The sequence below is a fragment of the Enterococcus sp. LJL120 genome (assembly GCF_054871765.1).
The window spans coordinates 83688-108312 of the sequence record NZ_JBTXLV010000002.1 but is presented as its reverse complement, the minus strand read 5'-3'; the positions used below and the strand labels follow the sequence as shown (position 1 = coordinate 108312).

Genomic DNA, 24625 nt, shown 5'->3' with positions numbered 1-24625 from the left:
TTGTCAGAGAGAAGATGGACTGAATTAGGAGTAAGTATAGTGATGGAAAAAATTGATATTTTAAGAAAATTGCGAGATGAAAAATTAGTAGCAGTAATCCGCTCTAGAACTAAACAGCAAGCATTGAAATCAGCTATTGCGGCTGTAGCAGGGGGGATAAAATTTATTGAAATCACCTTTACTACCCCAAGTGCTGATGAAATTATCAGAGAACTGACGGATGAGTTACAGGAACAAGAGGTTGTGATTGGAGCGGGAACAGTTTTAGAAGCTACAACAGCCAGAATCGCCATGTTAGCGGGGGCTAAATTTATTGTTAGCCCAGTTTTCAATGAAGATTTGGTAAAAATGGTTAATCTCTATCGAGTTCCCATCATGACGGGGGCATTGACCCCTCTTGAGGCTGTTCAGGCATTGGAGTTAGGGGTTGATATTATCAAAATTTTCCCTGGAGATGCCTATCAACCTAGCATTATCAAAAGTTTTAAAGGGCCGATGCCGCAAGCGAATTTCATGCCAACCGGTGGAGTTAATTTGGAAAATATTCACAAATGGCTAGAGGCTGGTGCATTCGCTGTCGGAACCGGTAGCAGCCTAACAGTTGGAGCACAAACAGAAAATTATCAGTCAGTTACATCAGAAGCTGAAAAATTTGTGAACAAGGTAAAAACATTTAAGGAGGGAAAATAATTGACAGAATATAAGGCTTTAGTTATGAATCCTCAAGACAATGTCGCAACTTTATTACAGGAGACACCGGCGAATTCTGAAATCACCTTAATTTCAAAAGCAAGAAGTATTGGCAATATTAAAAATTTGGAACAGGTCGATGCTTATCACAAAATAGCTTTAGAAAACATTTCAAAGGATCAAAATATTCATAAGTATGGTGAGATTATTGGCATTGTAACAGAAGAAATAAAAATCGGTGAGCATGTACATACTCATAATGTAAGGAGTATTAAAGTATAAGATGAAAAAACTATTAGGATATAAACGCTCAGATGGTCAATATGGAATTAGGAACAAAGTTTTAGTAATGTCTTCCGTTGGGTGTGCGAACGAAACTGCCCGTAGAGCAGCGGAAATGGTCCCGGGAACTGTGTTTATTCCAGCGGGGAAAGGCTGTGGTCAAATTGGCGACTCAGTTGAGATTACGAAACGAACAATGACAGGCTTTGCGCTAAATCCCAATGTTTTTGGCGTAATCATTGTCGGTTTGGGTTGTGAAACAATTCAACCCTTCTCTTTACAAGATCGAATTACCAGTTTAACGGATAAGCCAGTTTTTGCTTTCAGTATTCAAGAAGAAGGGGGCACTATCAAGACCATTGAGAAAGTCGCCAAAGCAGCAGCTGAATTATTAGAAGAATCAACTAAATTAACCAAAACTGAATTTCCGATTTCAGAACTAGTTTTAGCAACGAATTGCGGTGGCAGTGATGCAACAAGTGGTTTAGCTGCAAATCCGGCTTTAGGTTATACATCAGATTTAATCGTTGAACAAGGTGGTACGTCAATTCTAGGCGAAACGACTGAACTGATAGGTACAGAACACATCTTAGCAAAACGAACTAAAAACGAAGATGTCAAAGTAGATATTTTAAAAATAATTGAAGGCTTGGAAAATGAATTTGCTGAATCCGGTATTGATATCAGAGGGGCCAATCCATCACCTGGGAATCAAAAAGGTGGACTCTCTACTTTAGAAGAAAAATCACTCGGCGCAATTACTAAAGGTGGAACGACGGTTATCAATCAAGTGGTAAAATATGGTGAAATCCCAGTTGAAAAAGGTTTGGTAGTGATGGATACACCAGGATACGATATTGAGTCTGTCACAGGGATGGTTGCTGGAGGGGCGCAAATCTGTGTCTTCACAACGGGACGCGGAACACCGATTGGTAATCCAATCATTCCGATGATTAAAATTACCGGTAATAAAATAACCTTTGAAAACATGATTGATAATATTGATTTAGATATGTCTCCGATTGTTGATGGTCGTATGAGTGTCGAAGAGGGCGGAAGAATTATTTTAGATGAAATCATCGATGTTTGTGATGGGAAAGAAACAAAAGCCGAAGCCTTTGGGTTTAACGAAATTGCTATTTATCGCAATAATGAGGTTTGGTGCTGTAATTTATAAAGTTGAATAAGAAAAGAGGTTCTTTGAGCTTTAGAAGGAATAGTTAGTAGAAGAGTAGCAGCTTATTCATAATAAAAGACATTTATATAGATAGTTTTTTATAGCGGGAGTTAGTATACCCGCTTTTTTGTTTGATTCGGCGAAGTTAAAGCAGTATTTAAAAAAGAATGGTCTCAGTAAAAATGATAAACTAAAAACCACCTCAAGCCCTTCACTATCCAGTGAAAGTTCGTTGAGGTGGTTTAAAATCATTCCATCGTCCGCTTAATATCCAAAACAGTGCCGGTGTAGGCATCGGCAATAAATTCGTAGATGACCAGCTGATCGTCTTCAATGCGAGAAATTCCGCCGTGGTAGCTTTTTGAGCGGATGGCAAATTTTCTGGAGGGTTGTTTTTCAGAGGAAATCCAAGAGCCTTCAATCGGGCCTTCTTGTAAAAAGGCCTGTTTTACATTGTCTAAAACTTGGTCGGGGGTGATGCTTCTTTTTTTGTTGTACCATAATGCTGAGGCGACACCGCTGACTAGACCGAAGCCGACACCAACTGCCAAACCGCCTTTAAAATAATTCAATTGATTTTCTTCATTCAAGGGAATTCCTCCTCTCAACGTCAGGAATCAGGATAATTTGCTGTTTTTGATTTCATTCTCTGATACATTCTGAGTGATTAAAATGTAAGCTTGGGAATCCAGAGCTTCACCATTATTTTACCATAGACTTTCCCAGAAAAGAACTAAATGCTAATTTGCGAGAAAAATTTTTATTAAAAATTGTCAATCCGCCTAATAAAGATGAGAAATAAATGAAGTTTTTTAGGAGGGTATTAAATCTGCTTAATCGTTCCCAATTTTTAGCGCTGCTTGCGCTATAATAGACACGTATCGATTTGACGAAATTTTTCTAAGGAGGCTTTGAGACTGGAAATCAACTGAACTGAAATTGCATTAGCCGCCAACAAAAGAACAGTGCGGTTTGGGCAACTCACTTATTTTCAGTCAACAAATTATGGAAGAAAAAACTTATCAAAGAATCAAAGAATTAACAGAATTACAAGGAACTTCAGGCTTTGAAGATGATATCCGTGACTATTTGCGGGGCCACATGGAAGGTCTGGTGGACGAAATTCAACAGGACGGTTTAGGCGGTCTGTTTGGTATTCGCCATCATGAAGAAAAGGATGCGCCACGGGTCATGGTTGCGGCCCACATGGACGAAGTTGGCTTTATGTTGACGGAAATCAAGGACAATGGATTATTTAAAGTGGTGCCTTTAGGTGGCTGGAATCCTTACGTTGTTTCGGCACAACGTTTCACTTTGAAAACCCGCAAAGGCAACTATCCAGTCATTTCTTCTTCCATTCCGCCACATTTATTACGGGGAACAGGCGGTCAAAAATCATTGGAAGTCGCTGATGTATTGTTTGACGCTGGCTTTTCTTCAAGGGAAGAAGCTTTGAGCTACGGTGTTTTACCGGGGGATTCTATCGTGCCGCAGGTGGAAACAATCAAAACGGCTAATGGCAAAAATATTATTTCCAAATCGTGGGACAATCGTTATGGCTGCACAGTCGTCTTAGAAGCTTTAGAAGCTTTGAAGGATGAAAAATTAGGCCACACCTTAATTGCCGGCGCCAACGTTCAAGAAGAAGTTGGCTTGCGTGGTTCAAAACCTTCCGTGACGAAATTTAATCCTGATTTATTCTTTGCAGTTGATTGCTCAGCGGCTGATGATATCATGACGAAAAATGGCACATTCGGGCATTTAGGCGAAGGTACCTTGATGCGGATTTATGATCCCGGCTTGATTCAATTGCCTCGTTTGCGGGAATATCTTTTGGATACAGCAGAAACCAACAAGATTCCGTACCAATATTTTGTTTCAAAAGGCGGCACTGATGCTGGCGCAGCGCATACTGCCAATGAAGGCATTCCAAGCACGGTCATCGGAGTTGTGGGTCGGTACATTCATACCCACCAAACGATGTTCAGCATTGCCGATTTTGATGCGGCTCGGGAAATGTTGATTCAAACCTTGAAGGGCTTGGACAAATCAACAGTCAATACCATTGTTTATGGTAAATAGCTAACTTAAAGAAGAGTTCTCAAGCAATTTTTGCTGGAGGAGTCTTCTTTTCCTTTGTTATTTAAAAGGTGTATAATAAAATTAGCAAAACGAGGAAGGATGGAGTGTATGATTATTCCCAAATCTCTAGAGGAATTGGCTGGCTATGTTGAAAAAGGCCATAATGTTTTCTTTTTTACCGCCGGTTGGTGTGGCGATTGTCATTTTATTAAACCGCAGCTGCCAGAAATTGAGGCGGATTTTCCCCAATTAAATTTTATTGAAGTTGACCGAGACCAGTATATTGATGTTGCGGCAGAGTGGAATATTTTTGGGATTCCCAGCTTTGTGGTGATTAAAGATGGCAAAGAGCAGGGTCGTTTAGTCAATAAGGCCCGTAAAACCAAAGCTGAAATTGAAACCTTTTTAACCAGCATCGAAAATTAGTTTGAAATTAATGGAAATGAGGTGCCCGCATGGAACAAGAATACCAACGTATTTTAGTCGGAATTGATGGCAGTCAACAGGCGCAGGAAGCTTTTGAAAAAGCCGTTGAGGTTGCCAAACGTAATCACTCAGCTTTGTTTGTGGCCAATGTTTTAGACCAAAAAGCTTATAGCTTTATGGGCTTTGCGCCCATCAGCGAAACGGTTGTCGAGACGGAAATTGATCAGTCCAAGTCCTTGATTGATGCAGCGAAAACTTATGCACAAAAAGCAGGTGTTACAGAGGTTGAAGGAATTTTAGCCTATGGTTCAGCTAAAGAAGCGATGGCCCATCAATTACCCAATAAATACCAAATTGATTTGATTATGGTCGGCCAATCCGGTTTAAATGCGGTCGAGCGTTTTATGCTGGGCAGTGTTTCCAGTTATATTATTCGCGAAGCCCCCTGTGATGTTTTAGTTGTTAGACCGACTCATCAGGAAAAAGCGAATTCTTAGAGGACTGTGAAAACCCCATGACTTCCTTGGGGTTTTTTGTTATGATAGGGCATGTTGACCTATGGAATTTTGAATTAATTGGAGGAATAACCTGTGATTTTTGCATACAATAAAGAAAATGTTGGCGATACGCTGTTGGTGATTGTCAATGATGACCATGCCCAAGAAAATTTTGTTATCAGAAAAGGTGATGTTGCTCGGGTGACATTAGCGGACGATACAGTTGTAGCTTGGAACTTTTTTAATATCTCAAATTATCTAGATATTCAAGGAAACGGCCAAGTTTCTCTGACGGATGAAGATATTATGAAACTCAATAGCTTATTGATGGCAGCGGGCTTCACGGAAACCTTGACAGCAGATGATGAACCAAAAATCGTCGTTGGCTTTGTTAAGAGTAGTAAAAAACATCCTGACTCTGACCATTTGTCCATCACACAAACAGAAGTCGGCAATGGTGAAGTTTTACAAATTGTCTGCGGCGCTCCCAACGTCAAAGCCGGTCAAAAAGTAGTCGTTGCCAAACCCGGCGCAATGATGCCGGATGGCCTATTAATTTGGCCGGGTGTCTTGCGCGGCGTCGAAAGCTTCGGTATGATTTGCTCCGCCAAAGAATTGCATTTGCCAGATGCCCCAGAGAAAAAAGGCATTTTAGAATTGCCTTTTGATGCGGTGGTTGGCGAAGCCTTTGCGGTTGGAAAATAGAATAAACCGAAATAAACAGTTCTTCCGTGTTAGTTGACGGAGAGCTGTTTTTTGTTTGAGGGGATGAAAAAAATTAGCAGGAAAAGACCTGTTTCTAAGATGTTAAAGGTCTTTAACATCAAATAAATGGTGTTGTTAAAGAATTTTGCTGGCGGGATGTAACAACTTTGAGGATAATGAAAAGAAAGTGCCTGGGGGAAATCATATGACATTAGGGGATACCATCTTGGAAAAAAGAAAAGAACGTAATTTAACCCAAACTGAGGTGGCTGAGTCACTCTTTGTCAGTCGCCAGACGATTGCCAATTGGGAAAGGGACAAAACTTTGCCGGATATTGAAAGTTTAATTCGCCTAGCAGAGTTTTATCAATTGTCATTAGACGAGATATTTTTAAATGATTCGGCTGTTGTTGAAAGTATCAAAAGGCAGGAGCAACTTGTCCAAGAATATCGCTGGTTGGGGATTCCTTGCGGGATTTTCATTTTAACAAGTTTATTAGTCTATCACGCGGCTCTCAAACAAGATATCTTCAGTTTATTAGGGCTGAGTGGTGTGCTGATACTCTTACTTGGACAAGTTGTTTTCCTGAAATTTCAACTGAATAAAGTTCAACGGGTTTCAGTTCCTTTGCTGAGTAAAAAACTACTTATAGTTTTGGCAGTGCTATTTGTGTTAGGTGGATTTGTGGGGTTTGTAGTTGGTATTTTTGATTAGAAAAGGAAAGCCTCTTTTTTTGTTGGCATCCACCTTCACCCAATAATATTATCATTGCCAACAACCCGTCGCAGTTGGATGACAGCTGAGTCCAGCTCCTTTTGGCGATTATCCAAAAGGTGGGTATTTTCTTCAATATGTTCGAGGCGTTGGCAAATTTCATCTAGTTTTTCGATGGCTTTTTGGAAGCTATCTAAGTAGGTTTCATTCATTTTTCTCACTCCAATTTATATTTCTTCATCGACTTCGATTAAATCTTCAAGGGGCGCAGCTTCCACAGAGTTTGCGGCAGCTGGAGCCGGTTTGTAAAAAAGTTTATAAAGGACGGTACAAAAAAGCGGTAAAACGGCGGCGCTGAGGTACATACCTTGAAAGGACAGTAGACTGCGTAACTCACCAAATAAGTAGGGGCCAACACCTAGACCTAAATCCAAGCCGACAAAATAAGTCGACAAGGCAATCCCGATTCTTTGGCTATCGGCCATTTTTAAACATATGGCCTGCCCGTTTGACATAAAGGTGCCATAACCTAAGCCCACCAAGGCGCCGGCTACTAACAGCATCCAAGCAGAGCTAGTGAGGCTCAAAACCACTAGACCAGCTGTCAAAAATAAATAGCTGGGGTAAATCACTGCATTTTCTCCGTGGGCATCAAAAATTTTTCCAGACATTGGTCTAGTAGCGGTGATAACTAAAGCGTAAACGACAAAGAAAAACGAGCTAGCGGTCACCAGATGAATCGTTTGCGCATAAGAAGAGAGAAAGGAAAGTACGCTTGAATAGGCCAAACCCATAAAGAAAGCAACAAAAGAAATAAATAAGGCTTTCTTCTCAATAAAGCTCTCCAGCTTCCAAGAGGCTGCAGCTTTTTTTTGAGACGCTGACAAGCTGATATTTTTTACCGGGAAGAAAAAGCAGGCTAGCGTAGTAGCGGCAATCATCACAATCGAAGTGAGGATGATTGTATAAAAGCTGGTAGTGTTTAATAAAATCATTCCCAGAAATGGTCCAATGGCGGCGGCCAAACTAGTGCTCAAGCCATAATAATTAATCCCTTCGCCACGTTTTTTCATGGGGATATAGGCTGTCACAATGGCGTTAGTGGCGGTTGAAACCGTTCCGTAGCCAAAGCCGTTTAAAAAACGCACGAGATATAAAATTCCGATAGTTGGCATATAAAGATAAGCGATGGTGGTCAGCAGATAAAAAATGGCACCATAACGCAGGACGGCTTTACGTCCGTATTGCTCCAATTTTTTTCCCATAAATAAGCGGGCCAATAATGTTCCAATAATATAAATACCAGAAGCTAAACCAGCTTGACCTAAGCTGGCATTCAAATTATCTTGGGCGATGACGGCAATAATCACCATCAATAAATAATAGACAAGGTAGACAATAAAGTTAATCACGGTGATGCTGATAAAGCCTTTGTTAAATAATTTTTCCTCCATCAATCCTGCTCCTCAAATGAAAATTTTCTGTAAATTTATATTTTACGAGCTAAGCGTACGCAATTTCCACGGAGAAAAAAAGCTGATTTGCTGCGGTTCTTTGTTGCAAATAAAATACTATAACAAAAAGCATTAACATTTGTTGTTGTTTTTTGCTAGGTCTTTCGCTTAAATAGTGGTAAATTAATGGAGAATTATTGCCTAATTGGAGCGTGTCAGCATATGGACAATCACATTTTGAAAAATTATTTAAGCAGCCAAGAATTTCCAGTGGTCATAAAGGATCGCAAAAAATACTTAACCTACGAAGGATTGCAGGATCGTTTTGTTTATATTTTGAAAAATGGTGTCATCAAAACTAGTGTTATTTCCCGTGATGGGCGGGAATTTAATTGGCGCTACATCAATACCGTTGAGATTGTTTCACTGTTGCGGGATGAATATTCCCAGTTTACCGATGCACCTTTTAACATTCGTATCGAGTCACCACAAGCGGAACTTTATCGCATTGACCGGGTGCGTTTCTGGCAGGATGTGAATCAAAGCTTTGAACTGCAAAATTATGTGAAGGATTATTATCGGGAGCGGCTCTTATTTTCCATGAAAAAAATGCAGCAGATGCTGATGAATGGCAAATTTGGGGCTGTCTGCGCCCAAATTAACGAGCTGTATGAAACCTTTGGCGTTGAGACTCCCGCCGGCTATTTAATTGATTTTGTCGTGACCAATGAGGAAATTGCCCACTTTTGCGGAATCACCTCTGCCAGCAGTGTCAGCCGAATGCTGCAGCAATTGAAAGACTTAGGGGCAATCGAGCTGCAAAATCACAAAATAATCATCACTGATTTAGAGCAGATTCAAGAAAATATTATTATCTAATTAATTTTGCTGCTGGTAAATCGCAAAATCCATCCAATCAGCAAAGTCTTAGTCAATAAAAAGGCTAATCAACGGAAATTAAATACAAAAAAAGGAGCAATCAGCTGAAATCAACTGATTGCCCCTTTTTTCCTGTTGGTTATTAGTTACTATTTGTTGTGGTGCCACTATTGGTGTTTAAATCTGAAGTCGTCATTGTCAAATTGACTGTGACGGTTTGTTCTTCACCATCTCGGTAGTAAGTCACGGTAATCGAATCACCGACGCTCTTATCGTATAATTTGCTCTTCAAGTCGCTGCTTGAAGTAATTTCTTCGCCGTCAATAGCGGTGATGACATCGTATTGTTGCAAGCCAGCTTCATCAGCAGGTGAGCCGCTGACAACGGCTGAGACAACCGCACCAGAAGTCACATCTTCAGGGAGATTAGAAAGATATTGTTCCCGTTGTTGTGAGCTGAAGATTGACAAGTCGTACATCGTTACACCTAGTCCTGGACGAGTGACTTCGCCGTTTTCAACTAATTGATTGATAATTTTAACGACATCATTACTTGGAATCGCAAAACCAATCCCTTCAACACTTTCGCCGCTTGAAGTGGAAGTAATTTTACTGGAGTTAATCCCAATTACTTGGCCTTCAATATTGACTAAAGCCCCACCAGAGTTCCCTGGGTTGATTGCCGCATCTGTTTGAATTGCGTAGCTTGTAGCAACACCAGAGTTTTCAGTTGAAACTTGAACTTCACGATTTAATGAAGAGACAATTCCTGAAGTCACGGAGTTCGCATAGTTTGTTCCTAATGGAGAACCAATGGCAATCGCTGGTTCGCCGACCGTTAATGCATCAGAATCGCCAAATTCGGCAGTGGTGCTGATTCCTTCAGAGCTGACTTTTAAAACAGCGATATCGGAATATTCATCAGTGCCGACTAATTCAGCATCGACAGAAGTTCCGTCAGATAATAAGACGCTTAAACTATCAGCACCAGAGATAACGTGATTGTTGGTAACGATATAAGCCGTATCACCATCAATATTGTAGATAACGCCGGAGCCTTCACTGTATTCAGTCAATTCAGAACTATCTGTTTGCGTGTTGCCAAACATATCCATTGAAGAGCTAGCTTGGTAATTAATAACTGAAACAATCGCATCTTGAACTTTGCTGACAGCATCGGTAATGTCAGAATTAACATTAACAGAGACATTGCTGACTTGTGTCGTGCCAGATGTGTTGGATGTTGTATTTGAATTTGTCGTGGTATTATTTGAACCACTAGTAACCGCTGCGTAACCGCCAACGATTAAAGCCGCTCCTAAAAGTCCGCCCGCCAAACCAATTCCAAAGCGTTTCAATGTTTCAGAAGCGCCAGATTTTTTCTTCTTTTTCCCTGGATTGGGTGTTTGATTATTATCATCAAAATTTTGGTAATTATTGTTTTCACTCATAGTAACCTAATCCTCCATTTTCTTTATCGGGTAGTCCATTCAGTATACCCGTAATCTATACTTCTAGTCTACTGAGAGTATTTGAATTTTCGATGAAGAAGCCGTGGAATTTTTGCTACAATTGATGAAAAAAGTTAGATTTATTTGAATAATAAGTTATCCCCACTTTTTGTGGATAACTAGCCAAATAACTGGGGATATACCCCAAAAACTTATCCACAACTTTGTTGATAAGTGGATAAGTTTTCACAAAACAGGAAAAATAAAACTTTTTTCTAACAGAGATATCCCCAGAACATAATAAGTTATCCCCAAAAAATGTGGAAATCTTTCAATTTTGTCCACATTTAGATAAATTCTCCAGTTCAAACATAACCAATAAACTGATTTCTTCAAAAGGCAGTATTTCATGTTAAAATTGAGGAAATCTAAAACGAGGAGCCCTCCCATGCAAATCAAAATCGTCACAGTCGGAAAATTAAAAGAAAAATATTTAATAGAAGGAATCAAAGAATATACCAAGCGCCTCAGTAAATACAGCAAAATTGAAATCCTTGAAGTCCCCGATGAGAAAGCACCGGAAAACCTCAGTGCCGCTGAAATGCTCCAAGTCAAAGAAAAAGAAGGCCAGCGCATCCTAGCCAAAGTCAAAGACAGCGAATACGTCTTTGCCCTCGCTATCAATGGCCAAAACCCCACCAGCGAAACCTTCGCCAAACAAATCGAAAACCTCGGCATCCAAGGCAAAAGCCAGCTAACTTTTATCATCGGCGGCTCCCTCGGCCTCAGCGCTGAAGTTCTCAATAGAAGCAATAGCCAAATTTCATTTGGCAAAATGACCTATCCCCACCAATTGATGCGCTTAATCTTAGTAGAACAGATTTACCGCGGGTTTCGGATTATGAAAGGGGAGCCGTATCATAAATAATGATATTTTTTGAAGGTGAAGGTTGATATAGAAGAGTTTTCAGAATGGCAATCACAGGGTGGAGTGATGTGGGTGGTGTGGGTAGTCCGGAATGGATTGGGGAATGAGTAAATGGACGTGGGAGTTAGTAGATTTATAACGGATAACAATATAAACCTAAATATGGGAAGCTAGTAAATATCACAATCAAAAGAAGAAACAACAATTCTTGGAGGAGTAATGAAAATATATTATGAAGTAAGTTTAGAGGATAATATGAATTTTTTTGCTTATCAAGTAAAGAAAAGGATTAATCCCTCAATAAATGATTCAATAAAACGATGGAATGTATTGTGTTTTTTGCTTTTAACTATAATTTTGCCAATAGCAGAGTATATTATGATTAACGAAATAAGAGCTTTAATATATTTTTTTCTTGTTGGTCTTATTGTTTTCGGACTTATGAATTATAAATCTAATTTGAGAAAAATATGGTGGAACTTTTATAAAAGAAAAGCTAGAAAAGATTTAAAAAAAATGTATTATGTTGATGGAAAAACAACAAGGAAAGGTTGTTTAAGTATAGATGATTCCAGTATAGTTATAGAAAACGAGGATAGAAAAAGAATTTATAAAGAAAAGGATATTCAATTTATTGCTGTTGATGAGATTTACTATTTTATCTTTTTTAAAGATTACGAAGGTACTTTAGTGCCCAAACGATATATAAGTAAAAAAGATGGTGAGTGGTTTGAAAGTCACATATAATCATGTAGTTGCTCAACCGTTAAGTTAGACATTAAACATATTGAACAAATTAACTGAGAGTGTAATCTAAACCGTGTAAGTAACCATTTTCCTAGGTATAGGGGTGCTTCACGGTTTTTCTTTTTCTAAAATAAGATAAAGAGGTGATTACACAATGGCTAAAAAGAAAAGAAATCCCGAATCTGTAAAGTTGGCTGAATCTATCATAAACGCTTTCCACCTGGAATCTGTGGAAGATATGCAAGAAGCTTTGAAAGACGTATTTGGTCCGTTGGTTTAAACAATGTTATAGGGGGAATTGAATAATCATCTAGGATATGAGGCTCATTCTAAAGAATCTAAGGAGCACACAAATCGCCGAAATGGGTATGGAAATAAAACACTCAAAACGAGCTTTGGCGAAGTAAACATTGATGTTCTCAGAGATGGGGATGCTTCTTTTGATCCTGAATTAATCCCTAAAAGAAAACGGGATGTCTCCGACATTGAAGGAAAAGTCCTTTCTATGTATGCTCGTGGAATGAGCCAAAGAGATATTGCTACAACGATTGAGGATATCTATGGATTCGATGTCTCTCATGAGCTGATTTCTGATATTACAGATGCCGTACTTCCCGTGTTGGAAGAATGGAAAGCTCGCCCATTAGCCAAGTGCTATACCTTTTTGTTTGTCGATTATATGTATGTCACTCTCCGAGAAAACTACGAAGCCAAAGAATACGCTCTATACACAATCCTTGGCTATGATTTAAAGGGAAATAAGGATATTTTAAGTTTGTGGCTGAATCAAACAGAGTCCAAAAATCGATGGATGCAAGTATTTGATGAACTGAAATCAAGTGGTGTATAAGATGTCCTTTTTATCTCTGTGGATGGTGTTTCTGGCCTCGAAGAAGGCGCCAAAGCGATTTTTCCATCCGTGACTGTTCAACGGTGTATCGTCCATCTTGTTCGAAATGCCTTGCGCTATATTCCGAGTAAAGACTACAAGGGGGTGTGTAGGGATATGAAAAAGTTCTATAGTGCTTCTTCTCTTAAAGCTGCTCTCGCTGCCTTCGACAGCTTTCAAAATCGTTGGTCCCAGTATTCTGGAGCGATTGTTGTTTGGAAACGAAACTTCGCTCACGTTGAATAATTGTTTGATTACAACAGTGCGATTCGTAAAATCATGTACACAACGAATGCCGTTGAAAGTGTTAGGGAGGTTACGAAAAAAAGGGGCATTCCCTAATGAGAATGCGCTCCTTAAACTGCTATATTTACGAACAAAAGAACTATACAATAAATGGAATGGCGGTCATATCCAAAATTGGGCAATGGTGCTTAATCAACTAATGATTAATGAAACCTTCTCGAATTGAAAAGTATGCAATCTACCTTTCTTGAGGTTAGGTTCATTTATCCATACTTTCCATCAGCTCATTTCTGGCTGAGTATGCTTTTTGAGACCTTTATTGTGCAAAAAAATTCCGGTTAGACAATTTCCACAGTTTAGTTGACAAACCCAATTAACCCACCGGGGGCGAATAATAACATTGAGTGCAACACAATTGTTTGAAAATGAATATGGATTCTCATGTAAATAACCAATTCTTTATCTTAGTAAAGTATAACATAATAAAAAAATTGACTTTGCTTTTCCGCGGTAAAGTCTAGTTGATTAAATCTCACATCACTGTCTGGCAATAACTTTTTAGTTATACAGAAAATGGATAGTAATATGCTACGAAATATTGAATTATAAAATATTAAAAATTAGAAAAAAATATTCTTATAACTGTATATAATACGAATTATAAAATATTTTTAGGTCATTTGTTGCTAATTCAATTCTAAATGTAATTAATTTTGTTGTCAATCCTAATTCGCATAAATTATTATGGTTTTTTGATTAAAAAACCAAAAAGGGGCTTTTTTATTTTTTATTGCTTTAATTTGCAATTGAGAATTGAGATAACAATGACCTTTAAAATGATTTCGTTAAAAGTCGAAAACTGTGAGATTGTATTATTTTTTTTGAACGTATAGTAGCATCAGCCGTCAAAAAAATCGTCAATGGAAAGGGGTATTAATTTATGGTAAGACGCGGAGATAATATTTACAAAAGGAAAGACGGGCGGTGGGAGGGTAGGTATATTAAAGGCCGAACTTCTGACAACAAAATCAGGTATGGTTACGTCTATGGCAAAAGATATGCTGAGGTAAAAAAGCATTTGCTTCTATCAAAAACTGCTTTTGAACAAGAAAAAAATACATCAATTCTTGGGAAAAATTATGGTGATTGGCTCACGCAAGACTACTATCCTAAACTAAAAAAAAATATTAAAGCCTCAACAGACTCAAACTATACTAGAATAATTCAAAAGTATATTTTGCCATATTTAGGAAATGTTTCTCTTTTTAAACTGAACGGAATTGTATTACAGGAGTTTATCAATCAGTTAGTTGACAGGGGACTAAGCGGGGGCAGTATTCAATTGATTTTCAGTTTAGTAAAACAATCTATAAAAGAAGCATTTCGGTGTGGATACTTAGAGGAGAACCCTTTGATATATATAACTATGCCAAAACTGAAAAAGGCACATACCAAAGTATTGAGCATAGATCAGCAACAAGAACTAGAACATCTAGCTAAAGATGTAATCTTTGGGTTGCCAATTCTGATTTCTTTGTACTCGGGGTTAAGAATTGGTGAAATTAGCGGCTTAACCTGGCAAGATATTGATTTTAAGCAAAATATTATCCATGTTGAAAGAACAGTTACTAGAGTGCGGAATGATACTGGAGATTATATGAGAACCAAAATTCTTGTGGACACTCCAAAGACCATGACTTCTAACCGTCTAGTCCCTTTAGTTGATGTATTGAGAAATTACTTAATACCTTATTATAATAGAAATAGTTATGGACCTATCATTTCAACACAACATGGGATTGCCGAGCCTAGAGTTATTAGTTTAAGATTCAAAAGAATAATTGCTGGAACAGATTTTTCTACAATGAATTTCCATGCTCTTCGTCATACATTTGCAACTCGTTGCTTAGAGCAAGGAATGGATATTCCTAGTTTGAGTAAAATTTTAGGACATCAATCAATTAAACTTACGTTAGATACCTATGGCGATTCGTTGATGGAACAGCGTATTAGAGAAATGCGCAAAATAAATTTCATCTATAAGTAAAAAATAGAAAAACTGAAACTCAATGTATGAGTTTCAGTTTTTTTTATTTTTATAGCCTCATTCAAGTTTATAAACCGTCAAATAAGCCGTCGTGAACAGAAAAAATGCTTAAATTCAAAATGATTTATATTGATTCGCATAATATACAGTTATAGGAAGTTAAAACACTTCCTTAATTTTTCGAAAGATTAACAACTAAGCTTTTTAAATTTCTCAAATTTGCTTTAAACCAAGCACAGAAACTTAGTTGCTTTTTTGTATTCACTCATTTTAAAACCTAGCTGTGAATTAAATAAATAGAGGTGATTATTATGAAACAGGTTCTGTTTTTAACAAAAAACATCTATATGGATAGAGAATGGCAATCTAGAATTCAACAATTAGGTTATGAGGTTTTTTGTTCAAATCAATTGTTGGAGCGAATACTTTGTAATCGTGACACAAGCATGTTCAGGTTATTCAAAACAGTTGTTCTAAGTGAAAGCATTGCTAATGATGAGGCAGAAAAAATCAGTGAACTGGCAGAAACAAATAAAGTTCGTCTGTTTCGAATTGATGAACAAATGGATCTTGAAACGAAGCATGATGAAGCTGAGCGATTAGATGAGATTAAACTTTTGCATTCGAGTATGACACTGACAGAATTGCGAGAAACCTTGATGGATACTCGTGCTGTAAAGATTTTTGCGACGGTGTTTCCTAAAGGTAGTGAAGAGGCTAACATGGCTGAAATTCCAATTCATTTAGTAGCTTCGTTTATGTCAACGATGTCCAAAAAAGAAAAAGAACTTTTTAATATCTTGTTAGAGAACAACGGAGAGTTTGTCAGCCGTGTGGAGTTAAGTGATGCAATTTGGGGGCAGGGGGTCTCAAATTCTTCTTTAGCACAGTTATCACAAATTATTGGTCGTTTAAAGAAAAAAATGGTTAAGGCAGGTTTAGATGAAAATCTAATTGAGACTCATTGGAACAAAGGATATGCGCTGCAAGAAAAAATGTGTGCCAGTATTCCTACATATTTAGCGGAGAAAGTAACGTAATTAATTTATTCTATCGTGTCAGGAAGTTAAACATTAGAACAAGAAATAAGTTTAAGTAGCTTTGTGAATATACCAGCATTATACCTGCAGTATGTTGTCAATCTTTCAAAGACATTACTTGCCGCCTATATTCTTAAAAAGCCTGAAAGGATATAAGGCTTGAGTTAATTATCAGCGGAAAAGGAAAAATTTCTTTTGAGTAGTAGGTCGGTTACCTAACTAGCATTGGATTGACAATTTTTAGGAGTTGAAATTTAAAGGAGGTGGTGTTTTGTTGGTGAAAAGAACCTTAAAAAAGGTTCTTTGCCTTCCTGCCTTAGACTACAGGGAGTGACTAATTTGTCAATGTGTCTATTCCTACCTAGTACACAAAAAGGGACAAGAAAGGGGTTGATAAAAAAATGAAATTTGGGAAAAAGCAATATAGATTTAGTGTGTTGCTGCTAGCCGTAATGATGACCATGCTAATTTCGGTTTTAGGAAAAGAACTTGCAAATACTGAGGTAACTAGAGCTGAGTCTTCTAATTATCAATTGGAGTTGTCGGAGATATCAGAGTCTGCAGGAGGCTTAGCATTTGAACTTACAGTTGCCAATCCAAGTGAAGAAACGATAACTTTGGATACAAGTGGATTGGTTATTGGAGAAGAAGATGCTAGCGAGTTGGCAGCGGGAAGCAATCAAGATATTGATGTGTCAATTGATATTGAAACGCAACAGCTCACTATTAAGACACAACCGTCAGGTGAACCATTGAAAATTCTAGGCAACTTTAAAAAAGAGAAGGTGACCGACAGGGATACTCAAGGACAAGTTTCTCTGAGTGTTGCGGGAAATCTTATTACAGAAAAAAATTTCCAATTGTATCAGCAAGCAGAAGCCCCAACTTATGCAGACTTAGAAATTTCAACAATTCAAACTGCTACGACAAGAAATGCACGAGCTATTGGGACACAGGTTATTACACCGGTAGCAACTTGGGCAGAGTTTGCAGCAGCTATTTCTGATGCAACAACAACGGTAATCCAATTAACTGCAGATATTGCGAATCCTACGCCAACGGCCAATCCATACGTGGCAACGCTATCCAAAAATTTAGAAATTATTGGAGTGGACGATACTGGTCAACCAGCTAATCGAGTGATTAATTTTGGTGATTCTTACAGAACAGCTGGGGCTGGGATTGTCTTGAGCAATAGTATCACAACGGCTACTTCTCTTAGTTTTAAAAATGTCGAGTTTAGAGGAATTGGAAATCGTGATGCCGACAATAGAACAGGCAATGCTTTGATTTACTCAGCTGAAACTAACGGACTTTGGTCGGTTAATTTTGAGGATTTTGTTTATAACAAAGGCCTTGGAAATACTAAGCGTATCATGTATGCTCCAACAGCTACTGCTACCTTTAGAGGGCAAAATAATCTGATTGCTAGTGATTATGGTGCTGCACCAAATTCGGCTGGTGGACAAACAAGTGTGGAGACCGATTGGCAGCGGATGTTTGAAATCAAGTCATTTATTTTGACTGATGGCGCTTATCTTAAAGTTGACTTGGTTGATATGCTTTTCTACTCGACAGTTAGCGGAACTGACCGGACAAATGGTGCTCAATTCAGAGTCGAGAAAGGTTCCACTTTGGAAGGAAGTAATCAACTGACCCCTCTGATAGCAGTTGAGGGAACCTACTTCAATTTCTACACTGGAGTAGATGATGGATCAACACCTAGCACTGTTAAATTGAGCGGTACAACAAGATATCGTGACCGTTACGGTGGTTTAATATGTGTGGAGGGTGCTAACGCTCATTACTCGGTTGCAAATGGTTCTTTGTTAGACTTAGATGGACGCTAGTCACCAGTTACGGTCATGATGAGTGATTATGGAATCTTTGATATTGATGAAGCCTCTACCTTTAATGCTTCAGTTCAATCTGATAATGGTTATGCACTTGGTGGAACAATCCGTTTTAGAGAAGAAGGGCACATGACCTTCAACATCATGAACAATTCTATTCTTAGAGTGGAAAAAGAAGATATTAATTCTAGTGGTGCTACAGCGACAGCCAATCGTGGAGCCGCCATTCGTATGTATGGTGGCGATAACGTGATGAATGTTTCTGGGCAATCTAGAGTCTACGTTCAAAGTAATTCTAATGAGTATGCTATCCAGTACACTTTAAGTCGCTCAATGCGCAATGCATTTAATCTTCAAGATGCTCGCAGTATGATTGATATCGATTCTTATCGTTCTGGAGGAATTGAATCAGATTATGCAGTAGATATCACAGCAGAATCGGGTACTGAATTTCAGCTAGCTTCTGGTGGAAACTATACTTTTAATTACGCTACTAACAGCCGTTTTGAGTTTGATAATATGCTTTATTACGATTTTAGAAACAATAATAGAGGATATGTATTTTCTGGTTCTGGAGCACAATTGCGTTCTGTAAACTCAGACTTAAGTGTATGGTCAAGTAGCTCCGATTTGGATGGTGATCCCACTAGGGCATTTACACTGGGATCAGCAGCTTTTAGTGGCACGAGATTCAATACAGTAGCGAGTAATTTTTCTTTGGAATTAATTCCTGGGAAAATCGGTACAGCCTATACAACAACGCCAGAAATGTTAGCGTTCTTTGGGGTGACTGCCAACCGAATGCAAAACTATACTCGCTTAAGTGGAAATAACGCCTATCCAATTGTTGATGAGCTGCGGGTTTCAACCGACGCAGACAAATATATCTATGGACACGTTTCAATTCCTGAAGGGGTAGAAGGTATTCGTGATGCTTGGACGGGTGAAGTGACGGTTGAGGTCAGAGTAACAAAGCTAGATGGCATAAGTTATGTTCTCACAGGAACAACTTCTGCTGGGACATCTGTTTATGGCGAAACTGCCCGTGACGGTATGTTTACAATTGAAAATATTGTAAATGGTAACAGCGAGTTTATTGAAGCGGGCTCCGAAATAGAAGTTTTAAGGGCTTGGCGTGGAACTGGCGATCCTGATAGTGGTCAAGTGCACGTTGGGACACCAGCTATTGATGAACGTTGGGTACAAAATCCAATTACAGCGGTTGATGTGACACCTCCAACCATACCAACACCAACCATAACTGCCGATCAAGTCACCAATGCTTCTAGAACATTAAGTGGAAGTGATGCTGAGCCTGGGGCAACTGGTTATATAGGTGTTAAAAGTGCTACAGCTGGCGATGCAGACGAGCCAACTTTACTTACGGAGACTTTCACAGTCCAGCCAGATGGGACTTGGTCAGTGACAGTTAGTGATTATTTTGTTGCAGGAGAAAAAGTTTCAATTTTCTTCAATGATAATGCAGGCGAAGCGAGCACGGTTGTAAGCCCACCAAGTACAAATAATACTGCAGGGAATATTAATCCGTATCAAACGATAAGTTATCATGATGCAACTTTTACCGGTGTTACAGAATATGTTGTAGAGGATATTATGCCGGATATCGCTGTTGACAAAACAGTTGTTTCAAGTAGTGCGGATGGTACAACATCGGTTGGAGATAGGCTGACATATACAATTGTAGTGTCAAATAGTCGAGGTGATGGTGTGACGTCTACACTAAATGATGTCACTGCAACTGACATCATACCAGATTTCCTAACGCTTGATGAAACGTCAATCACGGGAAATATCAATGGGACAACTCTTGAATCAACCGATTATTCTTTTGAAAATGGAACTTTGACTTTCTCAGCAGGAACGCTACTTTCACAAGAAACAGCAACAATCAGCTTTACTGCTGTTGTAGAAAGCGATGCATATAATACAACGATTACTAATACAGTAAATGCTGAAGGTAAAACTATTCCTGGTGACTCTTTGACGGCTTCCTCATCTGTAGTAAATCCGGGGGGCGTGGTCTTAGGGACAGTTGAAATTGTCAGAGCACCGTCAGAAATTAACTTTGGACAAATTGAATATCGTGCTCAAAATATTCGCGTAAATGAAGCGAACATTATTGGAGATGACCTTGAAGTCAGCGATACTCGAGGTGCAAGCGGTCAAACCGCTTGGGAAATTAAAGCCACTGTTGAAAAGCCTATGACTTTAGATGGTGGGTCACATGTTTTAGCAAATGCCCTACATTATCAATATGGGGATAGTGACCTAACTTTGTTGGAAGATCAGTCAACGACAGTCTATCAAAAGAGTAGTGGTGGTAGTCAAAATATTAGCTCTGCTTGGAGCGCAGATGGAGATGGGCTAAAACTAGATGTCCAAGCCATCGATGCCAGCCGACTAGGAGACTATCAAGGTACTATTCTATGGACACTAGAAGTATCTCCACCGTAAAAACAGAATGGAGGAAGAAATGAGAAAAAAACTTAAATCAATCATCGTTTTCTCTGTTCTGCTTTTGGTAACGTTCATTGTTTTTCCGACTAGCGGCATAGCACAAGGCGGAACAGTAAATGGTGGTGAAGTTTCTACCAAAGGGAAAATTACTTTTTATGAGGAGTCAGAAAGTAGTGATTCTTCACAAGCCTCTTCGTCTTCCAGTGATAGTGAAAGTAGCTCATCAAGTAGTACTGAGGAATCAACTACTTCCAGTTCACTTCCAAGTACAGGAGGGAAATTACCGCAAACTGGAGAAATGGTGAGAAATGTTAGTGCAGTTGCTGGCGGAGTTCTGTTACTGATTGTTGCGATACTTTTCTACAGAAAAAGAAAGAAGGAGGAAAATCATGAAAGCTAAACGATTTCTTTCCTCATTTCTACTTATATTGACAGCAGCCAGTTTAACATTGGTCGTAAATCAAGGTGAAGTTTCTGCATCTAGCCTTGATCAAGGCGGATCTGTAACAGTGACCGGTAGAGGAACAACTGATCCAGTTGATCCAGAAACACCCGGTGAAGAAGTCGATCCAGGTGAAGATAACTCTACAACAGGCGCTTTGCGCTTTGACTTTGTTTCTTCGCTAGACTTTGGAGATGCAAAAATTACCGATAGTAATCGGATATTTTATGCACGGGGGCAGCTTTTTCATAGTGATACTCCAGCAAGAGGTAGCTACATTCAGATTACTGACGAACGAGAAAACGCAGATGGATGGACCTTACAAGTCAAACAAAACTATCAATTTAGAAATGATGTTGTACAAGAAAGCTCAGAGCAAGAATTAACAGGGGCTGTTCTTTCCTTTGACAAAGGTTGGGCGAACGCAATAAATACCAGTAAAATGCCAACTGTTACAAGGGATACCATCAATATTAGTAATATTAATAACTCTTATGAGGTTGCTAGAGCTGCTTCCGGCAATGGCTATGGGACATGGACCATTGAGTTTGGGGCATCTGGAAGCAACCAAAATGATCAGGGGAACACCTTAACACCATTAGTTGATGAAACTGGCGCTCCAATTATGGATGAGCTTTATCAAAAGCAAGCTTATCAAAATAGTGCTATTTCATTAACGATACCGGATGCTACAAAAATTTATCCGGTGCAATACGAAACGGAGTTAACTTGGCTTTTAGCTGAGTTACCATAATTAAAAAAATCAGGAGGAAATAAAAATGAAAAAAAGAAGTTTATGTGCAACAACCTTAATTGCTGCTTTGGGATTAAGTTTAGTGGGTGCAACAACAGCGGCTGCATCAACAGGTGTCGTTGGAAACTCTGTTGTATCGTCAGGTTCAGTTGAAGTAACGCAAGGGGAAGCCGGCGGTGGCGATGATACTAAAGACCCGGAAAATCCAACGGTTCCAATCAAACCTGATCCAGGTGAAGTAACTACACCTGAAGAAACAGGCACATTGATTATTCAAGCAGTTTCTAATCTGTATTTTGATGGAATTACGACTGGAACAGATGCAATAACTACTTACGCTAGAGCGAATACATCAACTGATGCTAATGGTTCAATCAGTCGTGGTGCCTACGTACAATGGACAGATATTCGTAATGATGAACGAGGTTACACTTTGACTGCTGCTTTGACTAAACAATTTACTAAGGCCAGTGGAACTGAAGAGCTTACAGGTGCAACAGTAACCTACAATAACGGTATTATGAACTCAGCTCAAGACGTAGGTATCTGGCCTGAATCAGGTATGCTTAGTAGCTTTGAATTAGATGAAAGTGGTCAGGCTAAAACAGTTGTTAACACAGGAACAGTTGCTGCAGATGCCTTAACAGGTAAAGGTGAGTACTTTGTAGAATACGGTCAAAGTGCTGATTGGGTTGCGGATGATCACGTAGGAGCTAACAAAGGGGTTACTGATAGTGCTAATACATCAGTTTCATTATTTGTACCTAAAACTACCCGTTCAATAATGACTACTGGTACTTACGAAGCTGAAGTAACTTGGACAATTGCTGTTCAACCTTAATTATCAATGAATTAAAAAAGATCTAGAGCTGATGTGGGTATCCCCATCAGCTCTTATTTTCAGATGGTATCTACAATGATTTATACATATTACAACAATCTATATAGACCAAGTGAAAACTCTTCAACGGAGCATACAGTTTGTTCCAAAGAGAAAGAAGCAAATATTACTACACAATTTATATAGTTGGATGGAGTGAATAAGCGTGAAAATAAAAAAATTTTACATAGTATCTTTAGTCTGGTTAATTTTGAGTGTTTTTATAGGGACTGCACCTTCAGCAGAGGCGAGCACCTCAGATAGTAGTGCAGGAGGAGCAGCGGGCTTTACTTACAATGTCAATTTTCCTGAAAATCAGATGGGAGATGCAGGCTATTTTAATTTGCAGATGAGTCCTAGTCAGCAGCAGACCGTGTCCATTTCATTAATTAATCCAAGTGAACAAGACATCGTAGTTGAGATAGGCATAAATGGTGCCAAAACTAATCAAAATGGTGTACTAGAGTACGGTGAAACGAATATTGAAAATGATGCTTCTTTGAAATTTGATTTTGCAGATATCGTGACTGGTCCCAATACAGTCGAGATTCCTGCTGGAGAGTCCCGCGATTTAGAGCTCAATATTCAAATGCCTGAGACTACTTACGATGGCATCATCTTAGGCGGTATTCGCCTGCAAAAACAAGATAGTGATGAAGAAGCGGAAGAAGTTAGCGGTTCAGTTGTTAAAAACAAATTTGCCTATGCAATCGCCATGATTCTTCAAGAAACAGATACTGCCGTGACAGCTGATTTACAATTCAATCAAGTCTATCCAGGAACGGCAAATTATCGGAACACGATTTTTATTAATTATTCCAATACACAGGCGACTATTTTGAATGATATGTCGACAGAGGTGCAAATTACTAATCAAGGGGAAAGTAATGTCCTTTATGAAACGAAAAAAACCCAAATGCGGATGGCACCAAATACTCAAATAGATTTTCCGATTAGTATGAATGGTGAACAGATGGTGGCGGGAGATTATACGGCAACTATTTTAGTGACGGCGGGAGATCAACGCTGGGAGTGGTCAGAGGATTTCGAGATTACCCAAGAACAAGCAGATGAGTTCAACGAACGGGACATTGGTTTAGTACAGGAAAAAGGAATTGACTGGAAATTAATTGCTTTAATTGTCGCTGGCTTTATTGGGGTTGTAGTTATCTTGGTTGTGGTCATTCAAGTAATCAAAAAAAATAAGAAGCAGCGGGAAAAGGCTGAACGATTGAAAAGAAGAAAACTGAAAAAACAGCATAATGCTTAAAGGAAAAGGTGGGAGTAGATGACAGTTTTAGAATGGGTCTTTATTGGCTGTCTGGCAAGTGCTATTCTCTTTCTGATTTTTGCTATCTTCTTCTTTATTCGTTATTTTCAGACAAGAAAAAAGCTTAAAAGATTGCCAAAGAAAAAAATACGGAATAAAAAGAAACGAAAAAAATTGGCTATTCAAAAAAAACTATTGGAAAAAAGAAAAAAGCGTAATATAAGGGGTGTTGCAATACTCCTTATGTTGACTCTTTTAGCTGGTGGTGGAGCTGGCTATGTGAATTATTATCAAGCTATGAATTTGTCTGTAGATGATGCCGACTCCATTGTAAAATCCTATTATTTAATTCGAGATTTTGAAGATCAAATTCAATTGGCTAAAGACCAACAGGACGAGCAGGATAAACTGCAAAAAAATATTCGTTACTTGTCCACTTCGATGGCTAGCTATGGTACTTTGAAGGCAAGTGAATTGAATACTACGGAGGGACAGATAGCCTTAAATCGTTATTATAATGCGATTAAGGAGTTAGGGGTGAATGGTAGTGCCAACTATACCCGATTTTATGGCAACACAGAACTATCCGATGAATATTTACAGGATATTGAAAAAGTAAAAAGTTATGAAAAACAAGTTTTTGATTTTTACAATGTTGATGAAGCTGCTCTTCTTGAGGAATAAAGGTGTTTTT

Annotated in this window: 24 protein-coding genes and 1 pseudogene; 21 read left to right on the top strand and 4 right to left on the bottom strand. The window is 38.7% G+C overall.

Annotation, left to right across the window (positions count from 1 at the left end; genetic code table 11):
- Positions 1-42: 42 nt before the first annotated feature.
- Genes ACYSNU_RS03660 through ACYSNU_RS03650 form a run of 3 tightly spaced genes read left to right on the top strand, consistent with a single transcriptional unit; the run spans position 43 to position 2149 of the window.
- Complete coding sequence (locus tag ACYSNU_RS03660) at positions 43-690, top strand: bifunctional 2-keto-4-hydroxyglutarate aldolase/2-keto-3-deoxy-6-phosphogluconate aldolase (protein WP_461735858.1); 648 nt, start codon at positions 43-45, stop codon at positions 688-690.
- Positions 691-972, top strand: a complete 282-nt coding sequence (locus tag ACYSNU_RS03655; RefSeq protein ID WP_461735857.1) for a UxaA family hydrolase — start codon at positions 691-693, stop codon at positions 970-972.
- A gap of 1 nt (position 973) precedes the next feature.
- Positions 974-2149 (top strand): UxaA family hydrolase, encoded by a 1176-nt coding sequence (locus ACYSNU_RS03650; RefSeq protein WP_461735856.1) that lies wholly within the window; start codon positions 974-976, stop codon positions 2147-2149.
- Between the two features lie 248 nt (positions 2150-2397).
- On the opposite strand, the gene ACYSNU_RS03645 is transcribed toward ACYSNU_RS03650, so the two are convergent.
- Positions 2398-2739 carry a PepSY domain-containing protein gene (locus ACYSNU_RS03645; protein WP_461735855.1) on the bottom strand — a complete coding sequence of 114 codons (342 nt, stop codon included), beginning with the start codon at positions 2737-2739 and terminating at the stop codon, positions 2398-2400.
- A 415-nt stretch (positions 2740-3154) separates the two neighbouring features.
- On the opposite strand from ACYSNU_RS03645, the gene pepA reads away from it, so the two are divergent.
- The 5 genes from pepA (at position 3155) to ACYSNU_RS03620 (ending at position 6574) form a co-directional block, all read left to right on the top strand.
- Positions 3155-4231 carry a glutamyl aminopeptidase gene (pepA, locus tag ACYSNU_RS03640; RefSeq protein ID WP_461735854.1) on the top strand — a complete coding sequence of 359 codons (1077 nt, stop codon included), beginning with the start codon at positions 3155-3157 and terminating at the stop codon, positions 4229-4231.
- Between the two features lie 108 nt (positions 4232-4339).
- On the top strand, positions 4340-4657 hold the full coding sequence (locus ACYSNU_RS03635; protein WP_461735853.1) for a thioredoxin family protein: 318 nt from the start codon (positions 4340-4342) through the stop codon (positions 4655-4657).
- Positions 4658-4686: 29 nt separating this feature from the next.
- Complete coding sequence (locus ACYSNU_RS03630) at positions 4687-5154, top strand: universal stress protein (RefSeq protein ID WP_461735852.1); 468 nt, start codon at positions 4687-4689, stop codon at positions 5152-5154.
- A 93-nt stretch (positions 5155-5247) separates the two neighbouring features.
- Positions 5248-5859, top strand: a complete 612-nt coding sequence (gene ytpR / locus ACYSNU_RS03625; protein WP_461735851.1) for a YtpR family tRNA-binding protein — start codon at positions 5248-5250, stop codon at positions 5857-5859.
- Between the two features lie 205 nt (positions 5860-6064).
- Positions 6065-6574, top strand: a complete 510-nt coding sequence (locus tag ACYSNU_RS03620) for a helix-turn-helix transcriptional regulator (RefSeq protein WP_461735850.1) — start codon at positions 6065-6067, stop codon at positions 6572-6574.
- A gap of 35 nt (positions 6575-6609) precedes the next feature.
- Here the strand turns inward: ACYSNU_RS03620 and ACYSNU_RS03615 are convergent, their stop codons facing one another.
- Positions 6610-6786: a hypothetical protein gene (locus ACYSNU_RS03615; RefSeq protein WP_461735849.1), complete on the bottom strand. Its 177-nt coding sequence runs from the start codon at positions 6784-6786 to the stop codon at positions 6610-6612.
- 15 nt (positions 6787-6801) lie between these two features.
- Positions 6802-8028, bottom strand: a complete 1227-nt coding sequence (locus tag ACYSNU_RS03610) for an MFS transporter (RefSeq protein ID WP_461735848.1) — start codon at positions 8026-8028, stop codon at positions 6802-6804.
- Positions 8029-8250: 222 nt separating this feature from the next.
- On the opposite strand from ACYSNU_RS03610, the gene ACYSNU_RS03605 reads away from it, so the two are divergent.
- On the top strand, positions 8251-8907 hold the full coding sequence (locus tag ACYSNU_RS03605) for a Crp/Fnr family transcriptional regulator (RefSeq protein ID WP_461735847.1): 657 nt from the start codon (positions 8251-8253) through the stop codon (positions 8905-8907).
- A 142-nt stretch (positions 8908-9049) separates the two neighbouring features.
- Here ACYSNU_RS03605 and ACYSNU_RS03600 read toward each other — a convergent pair whose 3' ends face one another.
- Positions 9050-10357 (bottom strand): S1C family serine protease, encoded by a 1308-nt coding sequence (locus ACYSNU_RS03600; RefSeq protein ID WP_461735846.1) that lies wholly within the window; start codon positions 10355-10357, stop codon positions 9050-9052.
- A gap of 448 nt (positions 10358-10805) precedes the next feature.
- Here ACYSNU_RS03600 and rlmH point away from each other — a divergent pair, with 448 nt between their 5' ends.
- From rlmH to ACYSNU_RS03540, 12 genes and pseudogenes are all read left to right on the top strand, one after another.
- The gene (gene rlmH, locus ACYSNU_RS03595) at positions 10806-11285 is read left to right on the top strand and encodes a 23S rRNA (pseudouridine(1915)-N(3))-methyltransferase RlmH (RefSeq protein WP_461735845.1); all 480 of its coding nucleotides are present in this window, start codon (positions 10806-10808) and stop codon (positions 11283-11285) included.
- Between the two features lie 219 nt (positions 11286-11504).
- Positions 11505-12032: a YcxB family protein gene (locus ACYSNU_RS03590; protein ID WP_461735844.1), complete on the top strand. Its 528-nt coding sequence runs from the start codon at positions 11505-11507 to the stop codon at positions 12030-12032.
- A gap of 154 nt (positions 12033-12186) precedes the next feature.
- Positions 12187-13393: pseudogene (locus ACYSNU_RS03585) on the top strand (IS256 family transposase).
- A 714-nt stretch (positions 13394-14107) separates the two neighbouring features.
- Positions 14108-15214 carry a site-specific integrase gene (locus ACYSNU_RS03580; protein WP_461735843.1) on the top strand — a complete coding sequence of 369 codons (1107 nt, stop codon included), beginning with the start codon at positions 14108-14110 and terminating at the stop codon, positions 15212-15214.
- 311 nt (positions 15215-15525) lie between these two features.
- Positions 15526-16254, top strand: a complete 729-nt coding sequence (locus ACYSNU_RS03575; protein WP_461735842.1) for a winged helix-turn-helix domain-containing protein — start codon at positions 15526-15528, stop codon at positions 16252-16254.
- 401 nt (positions 16255-16655) lie between these two features.
- A complete protein-coding gene (locus ACYSNU_RS03570; RefSeq protein WP_461735841.1) occupies positions 16656-18104 on the top strand; it encodes a pectate lyase-like adhesive domain-containing protein in 1449 nt (482 codons plus the stop codon).
- Positions 18105-18122: 18 nt separating this feature from the next.
- Positions 18123-20582, top strand: coding sequence for a hypothetical protein (locus tag ACYSNU_RS03565; protein ID WP_461735840.1), 2460 nt, complete (start codon positions 18123-18125; stop codon positions 20580-20582).
- Between the two features lie 19 nt (positions 20583-20601).
- Positions 20602-20985, top strand: a complete 384-nt coding sequence (locus ACYSNU_RS03560) for an LPXTG cell wall anchor domain-containing protein (protein ID WP_461735839.1) — start codon at positions 20602-20604, stop codon at positions 20983-20985.
- Positions 20975-21781 (top strand): WxL domain-containing protein, encoded by an 807-nt coding sequence (locus ACYSNU_RS03555; protein ID WP_461735838.1) that lies wholly within the window; start codon positions 20975-20977, stop codon positions 21779-21781. The genes ACYSNU_RS03560 and ACYSNU_RS03555 overlap by 11 nt, the downstream gene beginning before the upstream one ends.
- Positions 21782-21806: 25 nt before the next feature.
- Positions 21807-22622: a WxL domain-containing protein gene (locus tag ACYSNU_RS03550; protein ID WP_461735837.1), complete on the top strand. Its 816-nt coding sequence runs from the start codon at positions 21807-21809 to the stop codon at positions 22620-22622.
- 205 nt (positions 22623-22827) lie between these two features.
- On the top strand, positions 22828-23931 hold the full coding sequence (locus ACYSNU_RS03545) for a DUF916 and DUF3324 domain-containing protein (protein ID WP_461735836.1): 1104 nt from the start codon (positions 22828-22830) through the stop codon (positions 23929-23931).
- Positions 23932-23949: 18 nt separating this feature from the next.
- Positions 23950-24615: a hypothetical protein gene (locus tag ACYSNU_RS03540; RefSeq protein ID WP_461735835.1), complete on the top strand. Its 666-nt coding sequence runs from the start codon at positions 23950-23952 to the stop codon at positions 24613-24615.
- The last annotated feature ends 10 nt before the right edge of the window (positions 24616-24625 follow it).

Coding starts and splice junctions, on each gene's coding strand:
- ACYSNU_RS03660 (WP_461735858.1), top strand. CDS start 43: ATGGAAAAAATTGATATTTTAAGAAAATTGCGAGATGAAAAATTAGTA.
- ACYSNU_RS03650 (WP_461735856.1), top strand. CDS start 974: ATGAAAAAACTATTAGGATATAAACGCTCAGATGGTCAATATGGAATT.
- pepA (WP_461735854.1), top strand. CDS start 3,155: ATGGAAGAAAAAACTTATCAAAGAATCAAAGAATTAACAGAATTACAA.
- ACYSNU_RS03635 (WP_461735853.1), top strand. CDS start 4,340: ATGATTATTCCCAAATCTCTAGAGGAATTGGCTGGCTATGTTGAAAAA.
- ACYSNU_RS03630 (WP_461735852.1), top strand. CDS start 4,687: ATGGAACAAGAATACCAACGTATTTTAGTCGGAATTGATGGCAGTCAA.
- ACYSNU_RS03620 (WP_461735850.1), top strand. CDS start 6,065: ATGACATTAGGGGATACCATCTTGGAAAAAAGAAAAGAACGTAATTTA.
- ACYSNU_RS03615 (WP_461735849.1), bottom strand. CDS start 6,786: ATGAATGAAACCTACTTAGATAGCTTCCAAAAAGCCATCGAAAAACTA.
- ACYSNU_RS03610 (WP_461735848.1), bottom strand. CDS start 8,028: ATGGAGGAAAAATTATTTAACAAAGGCTTTATCAGCATCACCGTGATT.
- ACYSNU_RS03605 (WP_461735847.1), top strand. CDS start 8,251: ATGGACAATCACATTTTGAAAAATTATTTAAGCAGCCAAGAATTTCCA.
- ACYSNU_RS03600 (WP_461735846.1), bottom strand. CDS start 10,357: ATGAGTGAAAACAATAATTACCAAAATTTTGATGATAATAATCAAACA.
- rlmH (WP_461735845.1), top strand. CDS start 10,806: ATGCAAATCAAAATCGTCACAGTCGGAAAATTAAAAGAAAAATATTTA.
- ACYSNU_RS03590 (WP_461735844.1), top strand. CDS start 11,505: ATGAAAATATATTATGAAGTAAGTTTAGAGGATAATATGAATTTTTTT.
- ACYSNU_RS03580 (WP_461735843.1), top strand. CDS start 14,108: ATGGTAAGACGCGGAGATAATATTTACAAAAGGAAAGACGGGCGGTGG.
- ACYSNU_RS03575 (WP_461735842.1), top strand. CDS start 15,526: ATGAAACAGGTTCTGTTTTTAACAAAAAACATCTATATGGATAGAGAA.
- ACYSNU_RS03570 (WP_461735841.1), top strand. CDS start 16,656: ATGAAATTTGGGAAAAAGCAATATAGATTTAGTGTGTTGCTGCTAGCC.
- ACYSNU_RS03565 (WP_461735840.1), top strand. CDS start 18,123: ATGAGTGATTATGGAATCTTTGATATTGATGAAGCCTCTACCTTTAAT.
- ACYSNU_RS03560 (WP_461735839.1), top strand. CDS start 20,602: ATGAGAAAAAAACTTAAATCAATCATCGTTTTCTCTGTTCTGCTTTTG.
- ACYSNU_RS03555 (WP_461735838.1), top strand. CDS start 20,975: ATGAAAGCTAAACGATTTCTTTCCTCATTTCTACTTATATTGACAGCA.
- ACYSNU_RS03550 (WP_461735837.1), top strand. CDS start 21,807: ATGAAAAAAAGAAGTTTATGTGCAACAACCTTAATTGCTGCTTTGGGA.
- ACYSNU_RS03540 (WP_461735835.1), top strand. CDS start 23,950: ATGACAGTTTTAGAATGGGTCTTTATTGGCTGTCTGGCAAGTGCTATT.